The sequence below is a fragment of the Xanthomonas sp. WHRI 10204 genome (assembly GCF_040202875.1).
GTDB lineage: Bacteria > Pseudomonadota > Gammaproteobacteria > Xanthomonadales > Xanthomonadaceae > Xanthomonas.
Genome location: NZ_JBEGDW010000001.1, coordinates 564,732 through 586,638, shown reverse-complemented (window position 1 = coordinate 586,638; position 21,907 = coordinate 564,732). Strand labels below are relative to the sequence as shown.

Annotated in this window: 18 protein-coding genes and 1 other RNA gene; 10 read left to right on the top strand and 9 right to left on the bottom strand. The window is 65.6% G+C overall.

The annotated features are described in order from the left end of the window. Positions 1-39: 39 nt before the first annotated feature. From gudD to kdgD, 4 genes are all read right to left on the bottom strand, one after another. Positions 40-1,395 carry a glucarate dehydratase gene (gene gudD / locus ABQZ00_RS02625; RefSeq protein ID WP_323537672.1) on the bottom strand — a complete coding sequence of 452 codons (1,356 nt, stop codon included), beginning with the start codon at positions 1,393-1,395 and terminating at the stop codon, positions 40-42. Positions 1,396-1,414: 19 nt separating this feature from the next. Then, positions 1,415-2,794 (bottom strand): MFS transporter, encoded by a 1,380-nt coding sequence (locus tag ABQZ00_RS02620; protein WP_115513770.1) that lies wholly within the window; start codon positions 2,792-2,794, stop codon positions 1,415-1,417. Positions 2,795-2,910: 116 nt separating this feature from the next. Further along, on the bottom strand, positions 2,911-4,491 hold the full coding sequence (locus ABQZ00_RS02615) for an aldehyde dehydrogenase (NADP(+)) (protein ID WP_323537673.1): 1,581 nt from the start codon (positions 4,489-4,491) through the stop codon (positions 2,911-2,913). Beyond that, the gene (gene kdgD / locus ABQZ00_RS02610) at positions 4,491-5,408 is read right to left on the bottom strand and encodes a 5-dehydro-4-deoxyglucarate dehydratase (RefSeq protein ID WP_055848625.1); all 918 of its coding nucleotides are present in this window, start codon (positions 5,406-5,408) and stop codon (positions 4,491-4,493) included. Before kdgD ends, ABQZ00_RS02615 begins: the two co-directional genes overlap by 1 nt. Before the next feature lie 298 nt (positions 5,409-5,706). On the opposite strand from kdgD, the gene ABQZ00_RS02605 reads away from it, so the two are divergent. Beyond that, the gene (locus tag ABQZ00_RS02605) at positions 5,707-6,576 is read left to right on the top strand and encodes a LysR family transcriptional regulator (RefSeq protein WP_055848622.1); all 870 of its coding nucleotides are present in this window, start codon (positions 5,707-5,709) and stop codon (positions 6,574-6,576) included. 76 nt (positions 6,577-6,652) lie between these two features. On the opposite strand, the gene ABQZ00_RS02600 is transcribed toward ABQZ00_RS02605, so the two are convergent. Together ABQZ00_RS02600 and ABQZ00_RS02595 are read right to left on the bottom strand one after the other, a co-directional pair. Further along, positions 6,653-6,729, bottom strand: a non-coding RNA gene (locus ABQZ00_RS02600) — sX9 sRNA. 61 nt (positions 6,730-6,790) lie between these two features. Beyond that, entirely contained in the window at positions 6,791-8,962 is a 2,172-nt protein-coding gene (locus ABQZ00_RS02595) for a RelA/SpoT family protein (protein ID WP_055848620.1), read from the bottom strand. 199 nt (positions 8,963-9,161) lie between these two features. Between ABQZ00_RS02595 and ABQZ00_RS02590 the strand changes: the two genes are divergently transcribed. The 9 genes from ABQZ00_RS02590 to ABQZ00_RS02550 all read left to right on the top strand — a co-directional run bounded on the left by ABQZ00_RS02590 (position 9,162) and on the right by ABQZ00_RS02550 (position 19,172). Further along, positions 9,162-9,860, top strand: a complete 699-nt coding sequence (locus ABQZ00_RS02590) for an HAD family hydrolase (RefSeq protein WP_323537674.1) — start codon at positions 9,162-9,164, stop codon at positions 9,858-9,860. A 25-nt stretch (positions 9,861-9,885) separates the two neighbouring features. After that, the gene (locus ABQZ00_RS02585) at positions 9,886-10,839 is read left to right on the top strand and encodes a sugar-binding transcriptional regulator (protein ID WP_055848614.1); all 954 of its coding nucleotides are present in this window, start codon (positions 9,886-9,888) and stop codon (positions 10,837-10,839) included. A gap of 185 nt (positions 10,840-11,024) precedes the next feature. Next, positions 11,025-12,368, top strand: coding sequence for an ABC transporter substrate-binding protein (locus ABQZ00_RS02580; RefSeq protein ID WP_082473468.1), 1,344 nt, complete (start codon positions 11,025-11,027; stop codon positions 12,366-12,368). Positions 12,369-12,498: 130 nt separating this feature from the next. After that, positions 12,499-13,794, top strand: coding sequence for a carbohydrate porin (locus tag ABQZ00_RS02575; protein WP_323537675.1), 1,296 nt, complete (start codon positions 12,499-12,501; stop codon positions 13,792-13,794). A gap of 102 nt (positions 13,795-13,896) precedes the next feature. After that, the gene (locus ABQZ00_RS02570) at positions 13,897-14,766 is read left to right on the top strand and encodes a carbohydrate ABC transporter permease (protein WP_104616667.1); all 870 of its coding nucleotides are present in this window, start codon (positions 13,897-13,899) and stop codon (positions 14,764-14,766) included. A gap of 1 nt (position 14,767) precedes the next feature. Further along, positions 14,768-15,598: a carbohydrate ABC transporter permease gene (locus ABQZ00_RS02565; protein ID WP_055848609.1), complete on the top strand. Its 831-nt coding sequence runs from the start codon at positions 14,768-14,770 to the stop codon at positions 15,596-15,598. 25 nt (positions 15,599-15,623) lie between these two features. Further along, entirely contained in the window at positions 15,624-16,643 is a 1,020-nt protein-coding gene (locus ABQZ00_RS02560) for an ABC transporter ATP-binding protein (RefSeq protein ID WP_055848606.1), read from the top strand. An 84-nt stretch (positions 16,644-16,727) separates the two neighbouring features. Then, the gene (locus ABQZ00_RS02555; RefSeq protein ID WP_202974316.1) at positions 16,728-17,507 is read left to right on the top strand and encodes an SDR family NAD(P)-dependent oxidoreductase; all 780 of its coding nucleotides are present in this window, start codon (positions 16,728-16,730) and stop codon (positions 17,505-17,507) included. 3 nt (positions 17,508-17,510) lie between these two features. Then, a complete protein-coding gene (locus ABQZ00_RS02550) occupies positions 17,511-19,172 on the top strand; it encodes an FGGY-family carbohydrate kinase (protein WP_323537676.1) in 1,662 nt (553 codons plus the stop codon). A 537-nt stretch (positions 19,173-19,709) separates the two neighbouring features. On the opposite strand, the gene rpoZ is transcribed toward ABQZ00_RS02550, so the two are convergent. The 3 genes from rpoZ to ABQZ00_RS02535 form a co-directional block, all read right to left on the bottom strand. After that, positions 19,710-20,009, bottom strand: a complete 300-nt coding sequence (gene rpoZ / locus ABQZ00_RS02545) for a DNA-directed RNA polymerase subunit omega (RefSeq protein ID WP_002812428.1) — start codon at positions 20,007-20,009, stop codon at positions 19,710-19,712. Between the two features lie 308 nt (positions 20,010-20,317). After that, positions 20,318-20,929 carry a guanylate kinase gene (gene gmk / locus ABQZ00_RS02540; protein WP_055848600.1) on the bottom strand — a complete coding sequence of 204 codons (612 nt, stop codon included), beginning with the start codon at positions 20,927-20,929 and terminating at the stop codon, positions 20,318-20,320. A 111-nt stretch (positions 20,930-21,040) separates the two neighbouring features. Then, entirely contained in the window at positions 21,041-21,901 is an 861-nt protein-coding gene (locus tag ABQZ00_RS02535) for a YicC/YloC family endoribonuclease (RefSeq protein ID WP_323537677.1), read from the bottom strand. Between the last annotated feature and the right edge of the window lie 6 nt (positions 21,902-21,907).

Genomic DNA, 21,907 nt, shown 5'->3' with positions numbered 1-21,907 from the left:
CCGCTGCATGCCGTGCATTCGGCTGCAGCCACCGCACGGTTAGCGCACCAGGCACGGTCGCTTGTTGTCGAAGGTCCAGTTGGGAATCAAGGCCTGCATCGCGGCAGCATCATCGCGCGCGCCCAGGCTCAGATTTTGGTAAGTGCGATGCGCCGCTTCCAGCGCATCCATATCGAGTTCGACACCCAAACCGGGCTTTGCCGGCACCTGGATCTGGCCGCCGACGATCTGCAACGGGTGATGGGTCAGGCGTTGGCCGTCCTGCCAGATCCAGTGCGTGTCGATCGCGGTCACCTGCCCCGGCGCTGCGGCGGCCACGTGGGTGAACATCGCCAGCGAAATATCGAAATGATTGTTGGAATGCGAGCCCCAGGTCAGGCCCCAGTCGCGGCACAGTTGCGCCACCCGCACCGAGCCTTGCAACGTCCAGAAATGCGGGTCGGCCAGCGGGATATCCACCGACTGCAACTGGATGGCGTGGCCTATCTGCCGCCAGTCGGTGGCGATCATGTTGGTGGCGGTCGGCAAGCCGGTGGCGCGACGGAACTCGGCCATGATCTCGCGGCCGGAATACCCCTCCTGCGCACCGCACGGGTCTTCGGCATAGGCCATCACGCCGTGCATGTCGCGGCACAGCGCGATGGCCTGATCCAGCGACCACGCGCCATTGGGGTCCAGCGTGATGCGTGCCTGCGGAAAACGTTCGTGCAACGCGTGAATGGCCTCGATTTCGTCTTCGCCACGCAATACGCCGCCTTTGAGCTTGAAGTCGCGAAAGCCGTACTTTTCGTAGGCCGCTTCGGCCAGGCGCACGACCGATGCCGGCGTCAAGGCCTCCTGGTCGCGCACCGCCTCCCAGTCATCGCGGGCACCGCTGCCGTCGCGATAGTCGAACCCGGTCTTGCGTCGGTCGCCAATGAAAAAGAGGTAGCCCAGCACATCCACCGCGTCGCGTTGCTGGCCTTCGCCGAGCAGGGCAGCGACCGGTTGATCGAGGAATTGCCCCAGCAGATCCAGCAACGCCGATTCGATGGCGGTCACTGCGTGGATGGTGATGCGCAGATCGAAGGTCTGCAGACCACGTCCGGCGCTGTCGCGGTCGGCAAACGCGGTGCGCACCTGATTGAGGATGCGTTGATACTCGGCGATGGAGCGGTCGCGAATGAGCGGCTCTGCCTCGTGCAGCAAGCCGGCGATGGCCGCGCCGCCAGGCACTTCGCCCACGCCGGTGCGGCCGGACGAATCGCGCAGCACCAGCACATTGCGGGTGAAGTACGGCGCGTGCGCGCCACTCAGGTTCAACAGCATGCTGTCCTGGCCGGCGACCGGCACCACGCGGATGTCGGTGATGCGCGGCGTGGTGCCGATGCTTGCAGGTGCGGTGTGGATATTCATCGAAAGTCTCCGAAGACGGTCACAGCGGTGCGGGCACGGGCATGGACGGGCCGCCGGGTGGCGCCTTGAGTTCCACGCGCTTGATTTCGCCCACCACCACCAGATAGGACACCACCGCCAGCAGGGCATTGAGCCCGACGAACACCAGCGCCCATTCGAAGGTGCCGGTGGTGGACACGATGTAGCCGATCACGATCGGCGTGGTGATGCCGGCGATGTTGCCGAAGGTATTGAACAGGCCACCGGACAGGCCGGCGATTTCCTTGGGCGAGGTGTCGGCCACCACCGCCCAGCCGAGTGCACCGATGCCCTTGCCGAAAAAGGCCAGCGCCATCAGCCCGACCACCATCCATTCGGCCTGCACGTAGTTGCAGCCGATCATCGTCACCGACATCAACATGCCGACCACGATCGGCGTCTTGCGCGAGACGGTGAGCGAATAGCCACGCCGCACCATGCGGTCGGACACATAGCCGCCCAGCACGCCGCCGATAAAGCCGCACACCGCCGGCAACGAGGCCACAAAGCCGGCTTCCAGGATCGACATGCCGCGCTCCTTGACCAGATACACCGGAAACCAGGTCAGGAAGAAGTACGTCAGCGTGGTGATGCAGTACTGGCCGATGTACACGCCCAGCAACATGCGGTTGCACAACAGCTGTTTGGCGTAATGCCATTGCGTGCCCTTGGGCTGGCTACCGGGCTTGTTGCCCTGCTCCATGTCCACCAGCGCGCCGTTGCGCTGGATATAGTCCAGCTCCTGCGCGCTCAAACGCGGATGTTCGCGCGGGGCATAGATGGTCTTGCGCCATACCAGCGCCAGCAACACGCCCGCCGCGCCCATCACCAGAAACACGTGTTCCCAGCCCCAGGCGTGCACCAGCCAGCCCATCAGCGGCGCGAAGGCCACGGTGGCGAAGTACTGCGCGGAATTGAAGATCGACGCGGCCAGGCCACGCTCGGCGGTAGGGAACCACGCCGCCACGATGCGGCTATTGCCCGGGAACGACGGCGCTTCGGCAATGCCGACCAGAAAGCGCAGCACGAACAGCGTGGTGACCGCCCAGGTCACCGGCACCCAGTCGATAAAGCCCTGCAAGGCGGTGAACAGCGACCAGATCAGCAGCGACAGGCCATACACGCGCCGCGAGCCGAAGCGATCGAGCAACCAGCCGCCGGGAATCTGCCCGGCCACATACGCCCAACCGAACGCAGAGAAAATGAAACCCATCTGCAGCGCGTCGATGCCCAGCGCATCCTGGACCGCGGAACCGGCGATGGACAAGGTGGCGCGATCGGCATAGTTGATCGTGGTCACCACGAACAACATCAGCAAGATCAGGTAGCGCCTGCGCGGAACCGTCGTTGAACCCACTGTCTTTGAATCGATAGCCATCATCGTTCCTCACCTATGACGATGGAAGCGCACTGCGCTCCGGTACTCCAAGTGGCGCCTGCAGATGGCGCACCGGACCCTCCTCCGGCACGCCTCAGGCATCGTTGCCGCCGCCGCTGTCAGTCGTGCCCCAGCGCGCCATCGACGCGTCGCCACAGTCCGAGCGGGTTGCCGTGTGCCAACGCGGCAGGCAACAGCGCGGCAGGCAGATCCTGGTAGCAGACCGGGCGCAGGAAGCGATCGATCGCCAGCGTGCCCACCGAGGTGCTGCGGCTGTCGGAGGTGGCCGGGAACGGGCCGCCATGCACCATCGCGTGGCAGACCTCCACACCGGTGGGCCAGTCGTTGACCAGGATGCGCCCGGCCTTGCGCTCCAGCACCGGCAGCAACGCGGCGGCCAGGTCGGTATCGGCTGCATCCATGTGTAAGGTGGCGGTGAGCTGGCCTTCCAGGTGCTCGCTCAGCGCGCGCAGCTGATCGATGTCCTTGCAACGCACCAGCAGCGAGGAGGCACCGAAGACTTCGGCCTGCAGCGCTTCGTCTGCCAGAAAGGCATCGGCGTCGGTGCCGAACAATGCGGCCGGGCAGCGACCCGCTTCCGGTGCGGCGCCACGTGCCAGCGTGCTGACCTGCGGATGCGCGGCCAGACGCTGCACACCCTGCGCATAGGCCTGGCCAATGCCTGCGGTGAGCATTGCTGCCGGCGACACCGCGTGCAGCGTTTGCGTGGCCGACGCGATAAACGCATCCAGCGCCGGTGAATCGATCGCCAGCAGCAAGCCGGGGTTGGTGCAGAACTGCCCCGCGCCCAAGGTCAGCGAGCCGACGAAGGCTTTGCCCAGATCGGATGCACGCGCCTGTAGCGCCTGCGGCAGCAGATACACCGGATTGATCGCACTCATCTCCGCATACACCGGAATCGGCTCGCGGCGTGCGGAAGCGATCTTGACCAACGCCATGCCGCCAGCGCGCGAGCCAGTGAAACCCACTGCCTTGATGCGCGCGTCGGCCACCAGGTGCGCACCGATCTCGATGCCGGCGTCGAACAGCAGCGAGAACACGCCTTCGGGCAGCCCGCACTGCGCCACCGCCGCCTGGATCGCACGGCCCACCAATTCCGACGTGCCCGGATGCGCGCTGTGCGCCTTGACCACCACCGGGCAACCGGCCGCCAATGCCGACGCGGTGTCGCCACCGGCCACCGAGAATGCGAGCGGGAAATTACTGGCGCCGAACACCGCCACCGGCCCCAGTGCGATATGCCGCTGGCGCAGATCCGCGCGCGGCAACGGCGTGCGTTGCGGCAGCGCGGGGTCGATGCGGGCCTGCAGCCAGCCGCCTTCGCGCACCACGTTGGCGAACAGACGCAGCTGGCCAACGGTGCGTCCGCGCTCGCCTTCCAGACGCGGGCGCGGCAGGCCGCTTTCGCACATAGCGCGTTCGATCAAGGCATCGCCCAACGCCAGAATCTGCTCGGCGATGGTTTCCAGAAAAACCGCGCGCGCTTCCAGCGGCGTTTCGCGATAGGTGTCGAACGCCGCCTGCGCCAGCGCGCAGGCCTGCTGCAGATCCTGTGCGCTCACCGAACCGAACGCCGGCTGCAATGCCGCGCCGCTGGCCGCATCCACCGCATGAAATTCCGCCCCGGCGCCGCGCACGCCGCGCTGCCCGATCAGCGATTCGCCCTTGATGGTGTGCATCAGCGGCGGCCTCCGATCAGTTGCTTGAGCTGCGCGAATTCGTCTTCGTTGAGGTCAGCCAATGGCGTGCGTACCGGACCGGCCGGGCGGCCGACCGCGCGCATGCCGGCCTTGACGATGGATACCGCATAACCGGCGCGACGATTGCGCAGCACCGTGTACGGCAACACGAAGTCGTTGAGCTCGCGGTAGATGGTGGCGTGGTCGCGCGCGCGCACCGCCGCATAGAACGCCAGCGCCCACTCGGGCAGGAAATTGAAGATGGCCGACGAATACGTGGTCACGCCCATTTCCAGATACGGCAGCGCGAAGGTTTCGGCGGTGGGCAGGCCGCCCACGTACAACAGCCGGTCGCCCAGCCGCGCATAGATGCGGGTCATGCGATCCACATCGCCGATGCCGTCCTTGTAGCCCACCAGGTTGGGGCACCGCTCGGCCACGCGCGCCAGCGTTACATCGTCGAGCTTGGCATTGGCGCGGCCGTAGACGATCACGCCCAGGCTGGTCGCCTTGCAGACGCGCTCGACATGGTCGGCCACGCCGTCGGCATCGCACTCGGTGAGATACGGCGGAAACAGCAGGATGCCGTCGGCATCGTTGCGCTCGGCGGCCTGCGCCATCTCGATCGCAATCGCAGTGCCATAGCCGGCCGGGGCGATCACCGGCATGCGGCCGGCAGTCTCGGTGACGGCTGCGCGCACGGCGCGGTTCACTTCGTCCAGCGTCAGCGAAAACAGCTCGCCGGTGCCGCCCGCCGCAAACAGGCCGGCGGCCGGATGCGAGGACAGCCAGTCCAGATTGCTGCGATAGGCGGGTTCGTCGAAGGCCAGGTCGGCATCGAAATGGGTCACCGGAAACGACAACAGCCCGGCGCCAAGCGCTTGGGCCATTTCGGACGGGGTGTATCTGCTGCTCATCGGACAAACGCTCCTGGGCGGGGGATGCGGTTGATCCTAGAAACGCAGATCGTTGCTGGTCCAAACCAAAGGACGTATTGTTTGATACACAAGTTGAATCAATCGCATCACAGACCGACGTAGTGCGCCGCAAATGGCTGCTTTGCAACGCTTTTTCGACGCGACGTAATTATGGGTGGTTGCGTCCGCCAGCGTCCTTTCTGGCCGAGCATCGCCTATTCATTCGTGCTGGCCGCGCCGCGATGTTGCGGGTGCAGCATCCGATTCGTGTGTTTTTGCAACGCGAGGCCCGCCCGCCATGTTCGATCTGCAACAACTGCGTTGCTTTGTCGCCGTCGCCGACGAACTGCACTTTCGGCGCGCAGCCGAGCGCCTGAACATGACCCAGCCGCCGCTCAGCCGGCAGATTCAGCTGCTGGAGCACAGCGTCGGCACCGCGCTGCTGGAGCGCAACAGCCGGCATGTACGACTGACCCAGGCTGGCCGCAGCCTGCTGGCCGAAGCGCGCGCGATCTTGCGCATGGCTGAGAATGCCGGGCTACGTGCGCGCCGGATCGGCACCGGCGATGCCGGCAGCGTGTCGGTGGGCTTCACCGCCGGTGCCAGTTACCGCTTCCTGCCCGAGGCCATCGCGCGGTGGCGCAGGCAAGCGCCCGATGTGGATCTGCAACTCAAGGAGATGGTCAGTCTGGCGCAACTGGACGCGCTGGACGCCGGCCGGCTGGATATCGGCCTGCTGCGCCCACCGATCCAGCGCCAGGGTCTGCACAGCCGCTGCGTAGCACGCGAACCGCTGATCGCCGCGCTACCGGAAGACTCGCCGCTGGCGCAACACGACAGCCTGCGCCTGCAGGATTTCGACGGGCAGCCGCTGGTCAATTACGCACCCGATGAAGCGCGCTATTTCTACGATCTGCTGGCGCAGTTGTTCGGTGCGCGCGGCATCGCGCCGCGCTCGGTGCAGTACGTCAGCCAGATCCACTCGGTGTTGGCGCTGGTGCGCGGCGGCATGGGCATGGCACTGGTGCCCGAAGGCGCCAGCGGCCTGCGTTACGCCGGCATCGTGTACCTGCCGCTGCGCGATGAAACCCCTGCCACGCCGGTGGAATTGCATCTGGTGTGGAAGCAGGACAACGACAACCCTGCGCTGCGTCGCTTGATCGCCTGAGCCGGGCAATGCGCTTGAGCTGTCACACGGCCGCTGCAGCGCAGCCACTGCCCAACGCAACGATCCGGTTTAGAGCGGCTAACACCACGTAACGAGCAGTCGTCACGTGGTTGTGGACGACGCGCTCAGAACCGGAACATACGCGTGGTACATGCCGCACCGAGCACCGCCCGCGCTCGCCTGGCGGTGAGCACAGGCCTTTTGCTAGATGCTCTTACTGGCGACCCACGCTTTGCACCACATGCAGGCGCCGCAGCCGGCGCATCACTTCAGCCAGATGGCGGCGGTCGCGCACCTGGATATTGAAGCGCAGCACCGCCGCATTGAAGTCGCGGTCCAGGTAGTCCACACGTTCGATATTGGATTTACTTTGCGCGATCGCCGCGGCCAACTGCGCCAGCACGCCGGTGCGGTTTTCCACTTCCACCACCAGCGCGGTGTCGTAGTCGCCGGTGACGTTGGAATCCCAATCGATCGGTACCCAGCGCTCGGGCGATTTGCGCAGCTCGGCCAGGTTGGGGCAATCCAGGCGGTGCACCACGATGCCCTTGCCGGCGGTGTGGTAGCCCATGATTTCGTCGCCGGGGATCGGCTGACAACAGTTGGCGAAACTGATTACGCCGCGCTCGCTGCCGTCGATCAGGATCTTTTCGTGCGAGTGCTTGGAGTGCCCGCCGCCGCGCAATTCCGCGTACGCCATCAAGGCCTGTGCGGCCTGGGTGGGCATCCAGTTGCCCAGTGCGACATCGGCGAGCAAGGCTTCCAGGCGCGGGTAACGGTGTTCGTTGAGGAAGGCATCCAGCCTGCCCTTGGGCAGGCGTTCCAGCGAAGAATCCATCGCTTCCAGCGCGCGATCGAGCATGCGATGGCCCAGCTGCACGGCATCTTCGTGTTCGAGTTGCTTGAGCTGGTGGCGGATCGCGGTACGCGCCTTGCTGCTGACCACAAACTCCAGCCACTGCGGCTTGGGCGTGGCCGAACGCGCGGTGATGATTTCCACTGCCTGCCCGCTGACCAGCTTGGTGCGCAAGGGCACCAGCTTCTTGTCCACGCGCGAGGCCACCGCGCGGTTGCCCACGTCGGTATGCACTGCGTAGGCAAAATCCAGCGCGGTGGAATTGCGCGGCAGCGCCAGGATCTTGCCCTTGGGCGTGAACAGATAGACCTCGTCCGGGAACAGGTCCACCTTGACGTTGTCCAGGAACTCCAGCGACGAGCCGGCAGCGCGCTGCGAGTCGATCAGCTCCACGATCCAGTCGTGCGCGCGGCTCTGCGCACTGTTCGGCGACGCCGAGCCCACCTTGTAGGTCCAGTGCGCAGCCACGCCGCGCTCGGCGATCAGGTCCATTTCTTCGGTCCGGATCTGCACCTCGATCGGCGAGCCGTAGGGACCAAACAGCACCGTGTGCAGCGACTGATAGCCGTTGGCCTTGGGGATCGCGATGAAATCGCGGAAGCGCCCGTCCAGCGGCTTGAAGGTGGCATGCACCGCACCGAGTGCGTGATAGCAATCGGCCACGGTGCGCACCACCAGCCGGAAGCCGAACACGTCCATCACCTGGTCGAAGGATTTGTTCTCTTCGTGCATCTTGGAATAGATGCTCCAGGGCGTCTTGATGCGGCTGACCAGCCGATGTTCCAGCCCTTCCTTGGCCAACCGCTGTGACAGCTGCACTTCCACCTGCGCCATCGATTCGCGCCGCACCACCGGCTGGCTGCGGATATGTTTTTCGATGATGGCGTGACGCCACGGATAGAGCGCGCGGAAGCCTAGGTTCTGCAACTCGGACTTGATCAGACTCATGCCCAGGCGCTGGGCGATGGGTGCGTAGATTTCCAGGGTTTCGCGTGCGATGCGGCCGCGTGCCTCGGTGCTCTGCGCGCCGAGCGTGCGCATGTTGTGCAGGCGGTCGGCCAGCTTGATCATGATCACGCGCAGATCGCGCGACATCGCCAGCAACATCTTGCGGAAGCTTTCCGCCGCCGCTTCCTGGCGGTCGCGGAACTTGAGCTTGTCCAGCTTGGTGACGCCATCGACCAGCTCGGCCACCGCTTCGCCGAATTCAGACGCCAGTTCTTCGCGCGTCAGCGGCGTGTCTTCGATGGTGTCGTGCAGGATCGCGGCGATCAGCGATTCCATGTCCAGGCCCAGCTCGGCAAGCACGCCGGCCACCGCCACCGGATGGGTGATATAGGGCTCGCCGGACTTGCGGGTCTGGCCGGCATGCGCCATGGCGCCGACTTCCCAGGCACGGCGCAGGATCGGCAGCTGCTCCTTGGGAAGGTAGCTGGCAGCGCGTTCGAGGTGCAGGACGTAGTCGGGGATAGCCGGGTCGGAAGACGGGGACGTCGCCACGGTCGCCTGGGCAGTGGGGCCTGGGTTCATGCGCGAAGACTATGCCAGTGGCCGGTTTGCGGCAACGCGGCATGCGTGCCGCACGCGCTGGCGGCCGGCGATCGGTCGCTGTGCGGCCGCTTCACGCCAGCCGCAGCGGCCACAGACGCGCTACCTGCAACTTTGCCCAGCGAAGCGACATTTGCCCGGCTGCTACACTCGGGCCCGCGTTAGTCCAGGGACCACACCCATGCTCGCTCCGCCCGACCTGCTGATCTTCGATTGCGACGGCGTGCTGGTCGACAGCGAGCCGTTGGCGTGCGCGGTACTGGCCCAGGCACTGCAACAACACGGCGTGGACATCGACATCGACGGGGTCCAGCAGCACTTCCTCGGGCGCAGCCTGGGCAGCGTGCGCGCGCATGTGCAGACGCTGGGGCGCACGCTGCCGGATACCTTCGAGCGCGACCTCAATGCTGCGTTGCTGGCCCGCTTTGGCAGCGAATTGCAGCCGATCCCGGGCGTGGCTGCGCTGCTGGACGCAGTGCAGACACCGCGGTGCGTGGCCTCGTCCAGCCATCTTGAGCGAGTGCGCCTGTGCCTGCAGGTCACCGGCCTGGCGGGGCATGTCGGTGCGCACATCTACACCGCCGAGCTGGTCGCGCGTGGCAAGCCTGCACCCGACCTGTTCCTGCTCGCCGCCGACCGCATGCAGGTGGCGCCCGCGGCCTGCCTGGTGATCGAAGACAGCCCCAGCGGCGTGCAAGCCGCCTGCGCGGCCGGGATGCAGGTGTGGGGGTTCACCGGCGGCGGCCATCACCGCGCAAGCGCTGCGGCCGCCGCGCTGCTCGCTGCCGCAGGCGCATCGCAGGTGTTTGCAGACATGCCGGCCATCGCCACCGCACTGGGCGCCATCGGCACCAAGCGCCTGGGCACTACGTTAGGCTGAGACTTCCACGCAGACAGATGTGACGATGGCCAACCCCGATAACGACACCAGCCGACTCGATGCCGCAGCCAGAGCGGGCTGGCTGTACTACATCGCCGGCAACACCCAGGACGAGATCGCGCGCAAGCTCAAGGTCTCGCGCGCCACCGCGCAGCGCCTGGTGTCGTTGTGCCTGAGCCAGCGCTTGATCACCTTTCGGCTGGAACATCCGATTGCCGCCTGCATGGATCTGGCTGCACAGCTGCAGGACCGCTTCGGCATGCGCTATTGCGAGGTCGCGCCCACCGATCCGGCCGACCCGCACCTGGTCACCGGTGTCGCCGAACGCGCGGCAGCGCTGCTGGAATCCACCTTGCGCAGCGATAGCCCGAGCATCATCGGCATCGGCACCGGCCGTGCCATGCGCGCGGCAGTGGAGCGCATTCCTGCGATGCAAACGCGCAATCATCAGCTGGTTTCGCTGGTCGGCAACATTTCCCCGGATGGCTCGGCCAGTCCGTTCGATGCAGTGGCGCGCCTGGCCGATCTGACCGGTGCGCAGCACTACCCGATGCCGCTGCCGGTGTTTCTGTCCTCGCAGGAAGAACGCGAAACGCTGTTGGGGATCGAAGCGGTGCGCCGGGTCCGCGCGATCGCCGCAAAGGCCGATCTGCGCCTGGTCGGTGTTGGCCAGCTCGATCAGACCGCGCCGCTGCATGTGGACGGCTTCATCAGCCGCAACGAACTGCTGGACCTGATCCGGCTGGGCGCGGTGGGCGAAGTGATCGGCTGGGCGCTCACCGCAGCCGGCGACATCATCGATGCAGGCACCAACCTGCGTTTGACCAGCGTGCCGCATCCGGTGCCGGCCACCAGCCTGTCGATCGGCGTGGCCGTGGGCAACGCCAAGGTGGGCCCGATCAAGGCCGCGCTGAAGGGCCGCATCCTCAACGGCCTGATCACCGACGAGCACACCGCCAAGGCCTTGCTCGCCAGCTGAGCTGAGCGCATCGCAGCGGGCGTAATGGCAGTTCATTGCTGAAATTTCCCGGCATGCGCGGGCGCTTTTGCGTGCGCCGCGATGCTGCGCTGCAAGATCGAAAGTGCTTTACAGCGTGGCGACGTCGTGGGCATATGCGCATCACACGGGCATTTGCTCAACCAACCTCAAGCTGAGGCACCGGTATGAACACTTCGATCAAGACCCTGATCTGCGCGGCACTGAGCGCATCACTGGCGGCATGCGGCGGAGGCGCGAACAACAGCGACGCTGCGTCCAAGCAGGACACCCTGGTCATCGCCACCGTCAACAACGGCGACATGATCCGCATGCAGAAGCTGACCTCGGATTTCACCGCCACCCATCCGCAGATCAAGCTCGAGTGGGTCACCCTGGAAGAGAACGTGCTGCGCCAGCGCGTCACCACCGACATCGCGACCAAGGGCGGCCAGTTCGATGTGCTGACCATCGGCACCTACGAGGTGCCGATCTGGGCCGAGCGCGGCTGGCTCAAGCCGCTGACGTTCGATGCGGACTATCAGGTGGACGATCTGATCCCGCAGATCCGCGATGCGGTCAGTCACAAGGGCCAGCTGTATGCAGCGCCGTTCTACGCCGAAGGCTCGATGCTGATGTACCGCACCGACCTGCTGCAAAAGGCCGGCCTGAGCATGCCGGCCCAGCCTTCGTGGAGCTTCGTGGCCGAGGCCGCCCGCAAGATGACCGACAAGCAGGCCGGCATCTACGGCATCTGCCTGCGCGGCAAGGCCGGCTGGGGCGAGAACATGGCCTTGATCAGTTCGATGGGCAATGCCTTCGGTGCGCGCTGGTTCGACGAACAATGGAAACCGCAGTTCGACCAGCCGGAATGGAAGGCCGCACTGCAGACCTATGTAGATGTCATGAAAGACGCCGGCCCGCCGGGTGCCGCGTCCAATGGCTTCAACGAGAACCTTGCGCTGTTCACTGCAGGCAAGTGCGCGATGTGGGTCGATGCCACGGTGGCCGCATCGTTCATCAGCAACCCGAGCGAATCCAAGGTGTCGGACAAGGTCGGTTTTGCCGCGGCGCCGGATGCCGGCAAGGGCAAGACCACCGGCTGGCTATGGGCCTGGAATCTGGCCATCCCGGCAAGTTCGAAAAAGGCCGACAAGGCGCAGGCATTCATCGCCTGGGCCACCAGCAAGCACTACACCGAACTGGTGGCCGGCAAGGAAGGCTGGGGCAATGTGCCGCCCGGCACGCGCCAGTCGCTGTACGCCACGGCCGAGTACCTGAAAGCCGCACCCTTCGCCAAGCAGACGCTGGCCGCCATCCAGGGCGCCGACACCCATCACCCCACGGTCAAGCCGGTGCCTTATGTCGGCGTGCAGTACGCGGCCATTCCCGAGTTCCAATCGATCGGCACGACGGTGGGCCAGCAGTTTTCCGCGGCGCTCACCGGCTCGATCAGCGTGGATGAGGCATTGAAGAACGCGCAGGCCGCCACCGAGCGCGAGATGCAGCGGGCCGGCTACCCCAAGCGCTAAGCGCAGCGCTCGCCACGTTTTATCAACTGCTCCAAGTACAGGTCCGCTGGGCCGGGCACCCTGCCCGGCCCGCCCCTGGCCACAGCCATGCTCCGGCGTTACGGCGCCGCACCTTCCCACGAGGCAATCGATGAAGATCAGGCACACCACACCTGCGCTGACGATGTTGCTCGCCGGCCTGGCCTGCACACAGGCCAGCGCCCAGGCATTCGATCCGGACAAACACATCGGCGGCGACTGGGGCGGCCTGCGCAGCAAGCTGGCCGATGACGGTATCCAGTTCAAACTGGCGCACTTCAGCCAGACCGCCCACAACACCTCCGGCGGACTCCGCGAGCGCACCGCCTATGCCGACCAATTCTTCCTGGGCGGGTACTTCGATCTGGAACGGCTGTGGGGCTGGTCCGGCGCCGACTTCAAACTGGAGATCACCAATCGCAACGGCGAGTTGATCAACAACACCGCCGGCATCCCCACGCTATTGCAGTCGCAACAGATCTTTGGGCGCGGCGATGTGACTCGCCTGACCCAGTTCTCGCTGACCCAGCGCCTGCTCGACGACAAACTGACGCTGAAAGCCGGCCGCCTGTATCCCAGCGCCGATTTCTTCGCGCTCAACTGCAACTACCAGCACCTGACCTTCTGCAGCGGCGGCTCGTCCAACTACATCAGCAACAACTGGTATGGCGACCCGCTCAGCGCCTGGGGCGGCGTGGTCACTTTCAGCCCGGACAAACGCTGGTTTTTCCGCGTGGGCGGCTACGATGCCAACCCGCAAAACCGATCCACCGACCAAGGCTTGAAGCTTGGCACCTCCGGCGACGACCACGGCACCATGTTGGTGGCCGAAGTGGAGTACAAGCCCGACTACGGCAATGGGATCGATGGCGACTACCGCATCGGTGCGACCCGCAACAGCAACGATCAACTGCGCGTCTACACCCGCTCGGGCGTGCCGACCAGCCTCGGCACCGATCCGGCCGCGCTGCAGGACACCGATCGCGCGTTCTACGCCAATTTCGAACAACAGGTCACCAGCAATGGCGCCGGGGGCGGCTTGCGGTTGTTCGCAAGCGTCATCGACGCCGACGACGAGGTCAGCACCGTGGGCCAGGTGCTTGCCATCGGCGGCTTCTGGAAAGGACTCTCCGCCGCGCGACCCAACGATCGCATCGGCGTGGCCGTTGGCCGCAATGCGCTCAGCGAGCGTTTGCGCACGGCGCAAACCCGCTACAACCAGCGCTTGCCCGCGGGCGCGGCGGCCATCGGCGTGCAGCGCTACGAATACCCCATCGAGCTCAATTACAACATCGCCGTCAGCCGCGGGATCGAAGTCATGCCCAGCGTGCAGTACATCCGTCATCCGGGCGGACTGGATGGCGATAACGCCACCATTGTCGGCCTGCAGGTCAGCCTGAATTTCTGACGCCCACCCGGCCGTGCGTTCGACGCCTATCCCTGCGTCGACGCATCCGGCCGCTGCCATGCATTGCAGGCGCGCTGCCTGCCTCCACCCTGGACCTTGCCGATGGCCACCCATCAAACGCAAAAACTCGCACGGTTCCTGATCGCCCCGTCGATCGTGCTGTTGCTGGCCTGGATGATCGTGCCGCTGGCAATGACGGTGTGGTTTTCCACGTTGAACTACAACCTGCTCAACCCGGAACAGACCTTTGTCGGGCTGGGCAATTACCGCTATTTCCTGGGCAACCCGGCGTTTCTCTCTTCGCTGGGCAATACCTTGTTGCTGGTCGGCTCGGTGCTGGCGATCACGGCCGTCTTCGGTGTGTTGATCGCGCTGCTGCTGGACCAGGTGTTCGTGGGGCGCCGCATCGTGCGCTTGATGCTGATCGCGCCGTTCTTTGTGATGCCGACGGTGAGCGCGCTGATCTGGAAGAACCTGCTGATGCATCCAGTGTCCGGGCTATTGGCATGGCTATGGCAAAGCGTTGGCCTGACCCCGATCGACTGGTTCACCCAGTACCCGATGTTCTCCATCATCGTCATCGTGGCGTGGCAATGGTTGCCGTTTGCGGTGCTGATCCTGCTGACTGCGCTGCAGTCGCTGGATGAAGAACAACAGGAAGCCGCGCTGATGGATGGCGCCGGTGCGTTCGACCGCTTCTTCCATCTGACCCTGCCGCATCTGGCACGCCCGCTGACCATCGTGGTGCTGATCGAAACCATCTTCCTGCTCACCGTGTTCGTGGAGATCTACGTCACCACCGGCGGCGGGCCCGGACTGCAAACCACCAATCTGGCGTACCTGATCTATTCGCAGGCACTGCTGCAGTACGACGTGGGCGCCGCATCGGCAGGCGGATTGATCGCCGTGGTGCTGGCCAATATCGCGGCCATCTTCCTGGTGCGCATCGTCGGCAAGAACCTGGAGACCTGAGATGGCACGTCGTACCTCAACGCTGCAAATCCTCGTCACCACGGTTGCCGCATGGGTGGTCGGCGGCGTGATCTTCTTCCCGATCCTGTGGATGCTGCTGACCAGCTTCAAGACCGAGGTCGATGCGTTTTCCAGCCCGCCCAGCTTCGTGTTCTTCCATTGGACACTGGAAAATTACGTCGCCGTGCAGGGACGCAGCGACTACTTCGCGCATGCCTGGAATTCGGTGGCGGTATCGCTGGGATCCACCCTGATCGCGCTGGTCATCGCCATCCCTGCCGCGTGGTCGATGGCGTTCTCGCCCACCAAGCGCACACGCGGGATTCTGCTGTGGATGCTATCCACCAAGATGCTGCCGCCGGTGGGCGTGCTGGTGCCGATCTATCTGCTGTACCGCGACTCCGGGCTGCTGGATACGCAACTGGGCCTGATCATCGTGCTGTGCCTGAGCAACCTGCCGATCATGGTCTGGATGCTGTTCAACTACTTCAAGGACATCCCGAAGGACATCCTGGAAGCGGCGCGCATGGACGGCGCCACCATCGGCAAGGAAATCCTCTACATCCTGGCGCCGATGGCGGTTCCCGGCATCGCGTCTTCGCTGCTGCTCAACGTGATCCTGGCCTGGAACGAGGCGTTCTGGTCGTTGAATCTGTCCTCGTCCAAGGCCGCACCGTTGACCGCGTTCATTGCCTCGTATTCGAGCCCGGAAGGCCTGTTCTGGGCCAAGTTGTCGGCCGCCTCGACGATGGCCATCGCGCCGATCCTGGTGCTGGGCTGGTTCTGCCAGAAGCAGCTCGTGCGCGGGCTCACCTTCGGCGCAGTGAAGTAGCTCACTCAACTTTGATAGGTGGTTCATGGGACGCATCACACTGCAAGGTGTCAGCAAATCCTTCGACGACACACAGGTCATCCACGGCGCGGATCTGGAGATCGACGACGGCAAGTTCGTGGTCTTCGTCGGCCCCTCCGGCTGCGGCAAGACCACGCTATTGCGCTTGATCGCCGGGCTGGAAGATGTGAGCGGCGGGCGCATCCTCATCGACGGCCAGGACGTGACTGGTCTGGCGCCGGCCAAGCGTGGCTTGTCGATGGTGTTTCAGTCGTATGCGCTGTATCCGCACATGAGCGTGCGCAAGAACATCGCCTTCGGCCTGAAGATGGCGCGCGTGCCCAGTGCCGAAATCGAGCGCCGCGTGGCGCAGGCCGCCACGGTGCTCAACCTCACCGATTATCTCGACCGCAAGCCCGGGCAGTTGTCCGGCGGTCAGCGCCAGCGCGTGGCGATCGGCCGTGCCATCGTGCGCGAGCCCAAGGGCTTTCTGTTCGACGAACCGCTCTCCAATCTGGACGCCGCCTTGCGCGTGCAGATGCGCCTGGAAGTCACCCGCCTGCAGAAGCAGCTCAAGACCACCGCGGTGTATGTCACCCACGACCAGGTCGAAGCGATGACCATGGCCGACGAGATCGTGGTGCTGCAGGCCGGACGCATCGAACAGGTCGGCACGCCGCTGGAGTTGTACGAGCGCCCTGCCAATGTATTCGTGGCCGGCTTCATCGGCTCGCCGCGCATGAATCTGCTGCAGGGCGAGGTAGCCGCGCGCCATGGTGCGGTCACGCTCGGGGTGCGCCCGGAGCATATCGCCGTGCAGCGCGGCAGCCCCGCAACCGGCACCGGCGATGCCTGGCAAGGCAGCGTGATCCAGGCCGAGCATCTGGGCAGCGACACCTTCGTGTACGTGGAGATCCCCGGCGTGGGCACGGTCGATGCGCGTTGCACTGGCGATCTGCGTGTGCACGTCGGCGAGACGGTGACCCTGGTCCCCGACCCGCAGCACCTGCACCGCTTCGACGCGCAGCAACAGGCCATGCGCTGAGCGCGCGCTCCCTCCCAAACCTCCCTCCCCCCTCGTTCCTCCCCCGTTTTCGTTCCTCCCCCACGATCAACACCAGCAGGAGACATGCCGATGTATCTGGACAAGTTCAAACTCGATGGCCGCGTGGCGGTCGTCACCGGCGGCGGCCGCGCGATCGGCCTGGCGATTTGCGAAGCGCTGGCCGAAGCCGGCGCTAAAGTGGTCATTGCCGATCACGATGGCGCTGTGGCCGAGCAAGGCCTGGCCACCCTGCGCAGCAAGGGCCTGGATGCAGAGTTCGTGCAGATGGACGTCACCGATTCGGCACGCGTCACCAGCGTTGCCGATACATTGAACGCCCAGTTCGGCAAGGTGGACATCCTGGTCAACAACGCCGGCATCGCCCGTAGCCAGACCCCGGCCGAAACGGTCACCGACGAGCACTGGCTCAACGTCATCGACGTCAACCTCAATGGCACGTTCTGGTGCTGCCGCGCGTTCGGTAAGCACATGCTGCAAAGTGGCGATGGCGTGATCGTCAACGTTGGCTCGATGTCCGGCTTCATCGTCAACAAACCGCAGGCGCAGGCCTACTACAACGCCTCCAAGGCGGCGGTGCATCATCTGACCAAATCGCTGGCCGCCGAATGGGGCGCACGCGGCGTGCGCGTCAATGCCGTCGCGCCGACCTATATCGCCACGCCACTCAATGCTTTCGTCAAGGAAGACCCGGCGATGTACGACGCCTGGATCGGCGGCACGCCGATGGGACGGCTGGGCGAAGTGGAAGAAATCGCCTCGGTGGCGCTGTTTTTGGCCTCCCCCGCCGCCAGCCTGATGACCGGCAGTATCGTGCTGGCCGACGGCGGCTATACCTGCTGGTAAGCCATGCAACCGACCAACGAGGCGATCTATATCGGCGTGGACGTGGGCACCGGCAGCGCCCGCGCCGGGCTGTTCGACGCGCGCGGCCAGTTGCTCGGCACCGCGCGCCACCCCATCCAGACCTGGTACATGCCCGGCGAGATGGTCGAGCAATCTTCCGCAGACATCTGGCAGGCCTGCGTGCAGGCGATCCGCGCCGCGCTGGCACACACCGGCGTGGACGTCGCGCGGGTAGCGGGCATCGGCTTCGATGCCACCTGCTCGCTGGTGGTGGTGGCCGCCGACGGCGGGCCGGTGTGCATCAGCCCCAGCGGCCAAGCCGACCGCGATGTGATCGTGTGGATGGACCACCGCGCCATCGCCCAGGCCGCGCACATCAACGCCACCGACGAGCCGGTGCTGCGCTATGTCGGCGGGCAGATCTCGCCGGAAATGCAGACCCCCAAGCTGCTGTGGCTCAAGCAGCACCTGCCCGACAGCTACGCACGCGCAGCGCATTTCTTCGACCTGGCAGACTGGCTGAGCTGGCGTGCCACCGGTAGCACCGCCCGCTCGCTCTGCACGGTGACCTGCAAGTGGACCTACGTGCAGCACGAAGGCGGCTGGAGCCGACGTTACTTCGAACGCATCGGCCTGGCCGACCTGCTGGACGATGCGGCGGCGCGGATCGGCAGCGAGGTGGTGCCGCCGGGCACCGCGCTGGGCCAGGGGCTTTCGGCGCAGGCTGCCGACGAATTGGGCCTGCGTGCCGGCATCGCGGTAGGCGCGGCGTTGATCGACGCGCATGCCGGTGCCATCGGCACGCTCGCCAGCCCGTCCGCAGATGGCCAGCCGATGCCGCTCACCGCGCGGTTGGCCTATATCTTCGGCACCTCGGCCTGTGTCCTGGCCAGCACACAGACCCCCTGCTTCACGCCGGGCGTCTGGGGGCCTTACGGCTCCGCGCTGGTCCCGGGGCTATGGCTCAACGAGGGTGGCCAATCCGCCGCCGGCGTGGCAATCGACACCCTGGTGCGCTCGCATCCGGGCTATGCCGACGCCAACGCACAGGCCACCGCCGCAGGCCAGGATGTGCTGCAGTGGCTGGAAGAACGCGTGCTGGCGCGCGTCGGCAGCGCGTCCCAGGCCGCTGTGCTGGCGCGCGGGCTGCATGTGCTGCCGGACTATCTGGGCAACCGCTCGCCCGATGCCGACCCCAACGCTCGCGCCATGATCGCCGGGCTGACCATCGACCACGATCTGCAAGGTCTGGAAGCGCTGTACGTGGCCGGCGTCTGCGGCCTGGGCTACGGGCTGGCCGACATCATCGATGCGTTACGCGCGCAGGGGGTAAGGTTCGACAGCGTGATCATGAGTGGCGGCGCCAGCCACAGCCGCCTGGTCCGCCAGTTGATGGCCGATGCCTGCGGCGTGCCGGTGCAGGTCGCGGCCACCGCCGAACCGGTGCTGCTGGGCAGCGCAATGCTGGCCGCGGTGGCCAGCGGCGGCTTTGCCGATCTGCCGGCAGCGATGTCGGCGATGAGCGGCCTGGGCGCGAGCACCACCGCGACGCCGGTGCCCATCGCACGCTTGCATGCCGCAAAGCGACGTGGCTACCAGGCCATGCAGGCGCTGGACCGGAGCCTGCGTGATGAGATGGCGCAGCTGCCGGCGGACGACGACTAATTCCTGCGACGCACGATCCGCCAGCGGCCTGGCGGCAGCTGGTGCAGGCATGCCCACCGGCGCGCCGGCCGGGGGCGCTGCATCGTCGCCTGCGACGCGAGATAGCGCAGGTGTTGGCAGACAACTCCTGAAGCATGCGTCGCGTGATCGGCGAAGCGTGCAGCGGTGGGCGAAGGCATGACGACCAGCGCGCCAATTGAGCGCACTGGACCGATAGCTGCGCTGCTGGGATGGCGCCGCTGCCGGGCGACGACGCCTGAAGCGCGCCGCCGCGCAATCAATGAGCGTATGCGGCGCACCGATGTCGATGAAAACTGCCGACGCACTGCGGCGAGCAGCCGTCGGGCAGCGCATGCGATGCGCGGGAACCGGAGGGCATGCGCGGCACACGGCGACGTAGCGCGCTACGGCCAGACACGCGTCATCGAAGCGCCGTGATTCTGCTGATCGCGCCACAGGCCTTAAAACGCAAACAGCCCGCACAAGGCGGGCTGTTTGGACATCGTCATCATCGGCCACCGCAGTGGCGGGTGACGATCAGTCGTCGTTCTTCGACATGTCTTCGTCGGCGACCACTTCGGCGGCGGCCCATTCCAGCGCTTCGCGCTCGGCACGCTCGCGTTCGGCCTTCTCGACTTCATCGATCAGGGCATTGTCGATCCGGCGGGCAGCGATCTCGCGCAGCGCCATCACGGTGGGCTTGTCGCTGGCGTCTGCGTTTTCGATCAACGGCTGCACGCCGTTGGCGAGCTGACGGGCGCGCTTGGAGGCCATCATGACCAGCTCGAAACGGTTGTTCACGACTTCCAGGCAATCTTCTACGGTAATGCGGGCCATGCGGGCTCCCGGCGACCAGCAACGGCCGCGCATCGAATGAGGGAAAGGGGGCGGAGTGTACGCCGGCGTCGCTGGCCGGGCAACCGGCGGCCATTCAGTTTGCTTTGGAATCAGCCACTTGGACCACATCGACCACCCCGCACCAGCGCCCCGGTGCGCAGAACACCCCAGCAGGTCCGGGCGGTCAGCCGCCATCCCAGGTCATCCACAACTGCACGCATGCCGGTCGTCGACCTGCCGCGTTTGGCGTCGGAGCAAGCGCTGCGGGCAGCGTGCATCACGCGCGTGCAAGCGGCCACCCGGCGGGCTCAGTCCAGCAATGCCTGGATCAAGCCGGCATGCCGCTGCTGCTGCGCCTGCCGACGCAACCGGCTGGCGGTGAAGATGGCGCACATCTCCGAGACCGCGGTGTCGAAGGTCTCGTTGATGATCACGTAATCGAACTCTTCGAAATGCAGCATTTCTTCACGTGCGGCGGCCAGCCGCTGCGCCATCACGTCTTCGCTGTCCTGACCGCGCTTGCGCATGCGCTCGTCCAGCGCCTGGCGCGACGGCGGCAGGATGAACACGCTCACCGCATCGGGCACTTTCTGGCGGACCTGGCGTGCGCCCTGCCAATCGATCTCCAGCAGCACGTCGTGGCCGGCGGCCAACTGCGGCTCCACCGACTGCCGCGCAGTGCCCTTCCAGTCGCCATGCACCCGCGCATATTCGAAGAAATCGCCCGCTTCGATCATGCCCTGGAACTCGTCTGCCGAGACGAAATGGTAGTGCTCGGCATGCCGCTCGCCCGGCCGCGGCGCGCGCGAGGTGAACGAGATCGACAAGGCGATCTTCGGGTCTCGCGCCAAGGTGGCGTTGACGATGCTGCTCTTGCCGGCGCCCGAGGGGGCCGCAACGATATAGAGGGTGCCGCGCATTTTAGGGAATAGGGAGTCGAGAATAGGGAATGGGGCACCGCGCGGAGCAAGCAGGCCGTGGGGAATCGTACCTGCTTTGACGATTCCCCATTCCCAATTGCCTATTCACGGCTATTCGATGTTCTGCACCTGCTCGCGGATCTGGTCGATCAGCACCTTCAGATCCACCGCGGCGTTGGACGTACGGCTGTCCACCGACTTGGAGCCCAGCGTATTGGCTTCGCGGTTGAACTCCTGCAGCAGAAAGTCCAGCCGGCGGCCGACCGGTTCGCGCTGCTTGAGCACGCGGCGGATTTCGGAAATGTGGCTGGACAGACGGTCCAGTTCCTCATCCACATCAAGCTTCTGCAGCCACAGCACCAGTTCCTGCTCGGCGCGGCCCGGGTCCACCGGATGCGGCAGATCGGCCAGGCGCGCCGCCAGCTTGGCGCGCTGCCCCTCGCGAATCGCCGGGATCAAAACGCGCACCTCGGCGGCGATGCGTTCGATCGCATCCACACGCTCGCTGATCGCCTCGGCCAGCTTGCCGCCTTCGCGCTCGCGCGCAGCCACAAAACTGTCGACCACTTCGTCGAGCAAGGCCAGCGCCTGGGCCTGCAGCGCGGGCGCATCCACGTCCTGCACCTGCAACACGCCGGGCAGCTGCAGCAGATCGGTGAAGCCCACCTGCAACTTGGGAAACAGCCCGTCCAGCCGCGTGGCCAGCGCACCCAGTTCCTGCAGCAGCGATTCGTTGACCGCCAGCGTCTGTGCGTTGTCCGGCGCGCGCAAGCGCAGCGTCAGGTCCAGCTTGCCGCGGCTGTTCTTGGCTGCCACGCGTTCGCGCAGCAGCGGCTCCAGCGCACGCAATTCTTCGGGCAGGCGCACGCCCACTTCCAGAAAGCGGTGGTTGACCGAGCGCAGCTCGCAACCAAGCGTGCCCCAGGGCGTGATGCGTTCGCCGCCAGCAAACGCGGTCATGCTTCGGATCATCGTGAA

Coding starts and splice junctions, on each gene's coding strand:
- ABQZ00_RS02580 (WP_082473468.1), top strand. CDS start 11,025: ATGAACACTTCGATCAAGACCCTGATCTGCGCGGCACTGAGCGCATCA.
- ABQZ00_RS02565 (WP_055848609.1), top strand. CDS start 14,768: ATGGCACGTCGTACCTCAACGCTGCAAATCCTCGTCACCACGGTTGCC.
- gmk (WP_055848600.1), bottom strand. CDS start 20,929: ATGCGCGGCACCCTCTATATCGTTGCGGCCCCCTCGGGCGCCGGCAAG.
- ABQZ00_RS02535 (WP_323537677.1), bottom strand. CDS start 21,901: ATGATCCGAAGCATGACCGCGTTTGCTGGCGGCGAACGCATCACGCCC.
- ABQZ00_RS02555 (WP_202974316.1), top strand. CDS start 16,728: ATGCCGATGTATCTGGACAAGTTCAAACTCGATGGCCGCGTGGCGGTC.
- ABQZ00_RS02590 (WP_323537674.1), top strand. CDS start 9,162: ATGCTCGCTCCGCCCGACCTGCTGATCTTCGATTGCGACGGCGTGCTG.
- kdgD (WP_055848625.1), bottom strand. CDS start 5,408: ATGAGCAGCAGATACACCCCGTCCGAAATGGCCCAAGCGCTTGGCGCC.
- ABQZ00_RS02550 (WP_323537676.1), top strand. CDS start 17,511: ATGCAACCGACCAACGAGGCGATCTATATCGGCGTGGACGTGGGCACC.
- ABQZ00_RS02560 (WP_055848606.1), top strand. CDS start 15,624: ATGGGACGCATCACACTGCAAGGTGTCAGCAAATCCTTCGACGACACA.
- rpoZ (WP_002812428.1), bottom strand. CDS start 20,009: ATGGCCCGCATTACCGTAGAAGATTGCCTGGAAGTCGTGAACAACCGT.
- ABQZ00_RS02570 (WP_104616667.1), top strand. CDS start 13,897: ATGGCCACCCATCAAACGCAAAAACTCGCACGGTTCCTGATCGCCCCG.
- ABQZ00_RS02605 (WP_055848622.1), top strand. CDS start 5,707: ATGTTCGATCTGCAACAACTGCGTTGCTTTGTCGCCGTCGCCGACGAA.
- ABQZ00_RS02620 (WP_115513770.1), bottom strand. CDS start 2,794: ATGATGGCTATCGATTCAAAGACAGTGGGTTCAACGACGGTTCCGCGC.
- gudD (WP_323537672.1), bottom strand. CDS start 1,395: ATGAATATCCACACCGCACCTGCAAGCATCGGCACCACGCCGCGCATC.
- ABQZ00_RS02585 (WP_055848614.1), top strand. CDS start 9,886: ATGGCCAACCCCGATAACGACACCAGCCGACTCGATGCCGCAGCCAGA.
- ABQZ00_RS02615 (WP_323537673.1), bottom strand. CDS start 4,491: ATGCACACCATCAAGGGCGAATCGCTGATCGGGCAGCGCGGCGTGCGC.
- ABQZ00_RS02575 (WP_323537675.1), top strand. CDS start 12,499: ATGAAGATCAGGCACACCACACCTGCGCTGACGATGTTGCTCGCCGGC.
- ABQZ00_RS02595 (WP_055848620.1), bottom strand. CDS start 8,962: ATGAACCCAGGCCCCACTGCCCAGGCGACCGTGGCGACGTCCCCGTCT.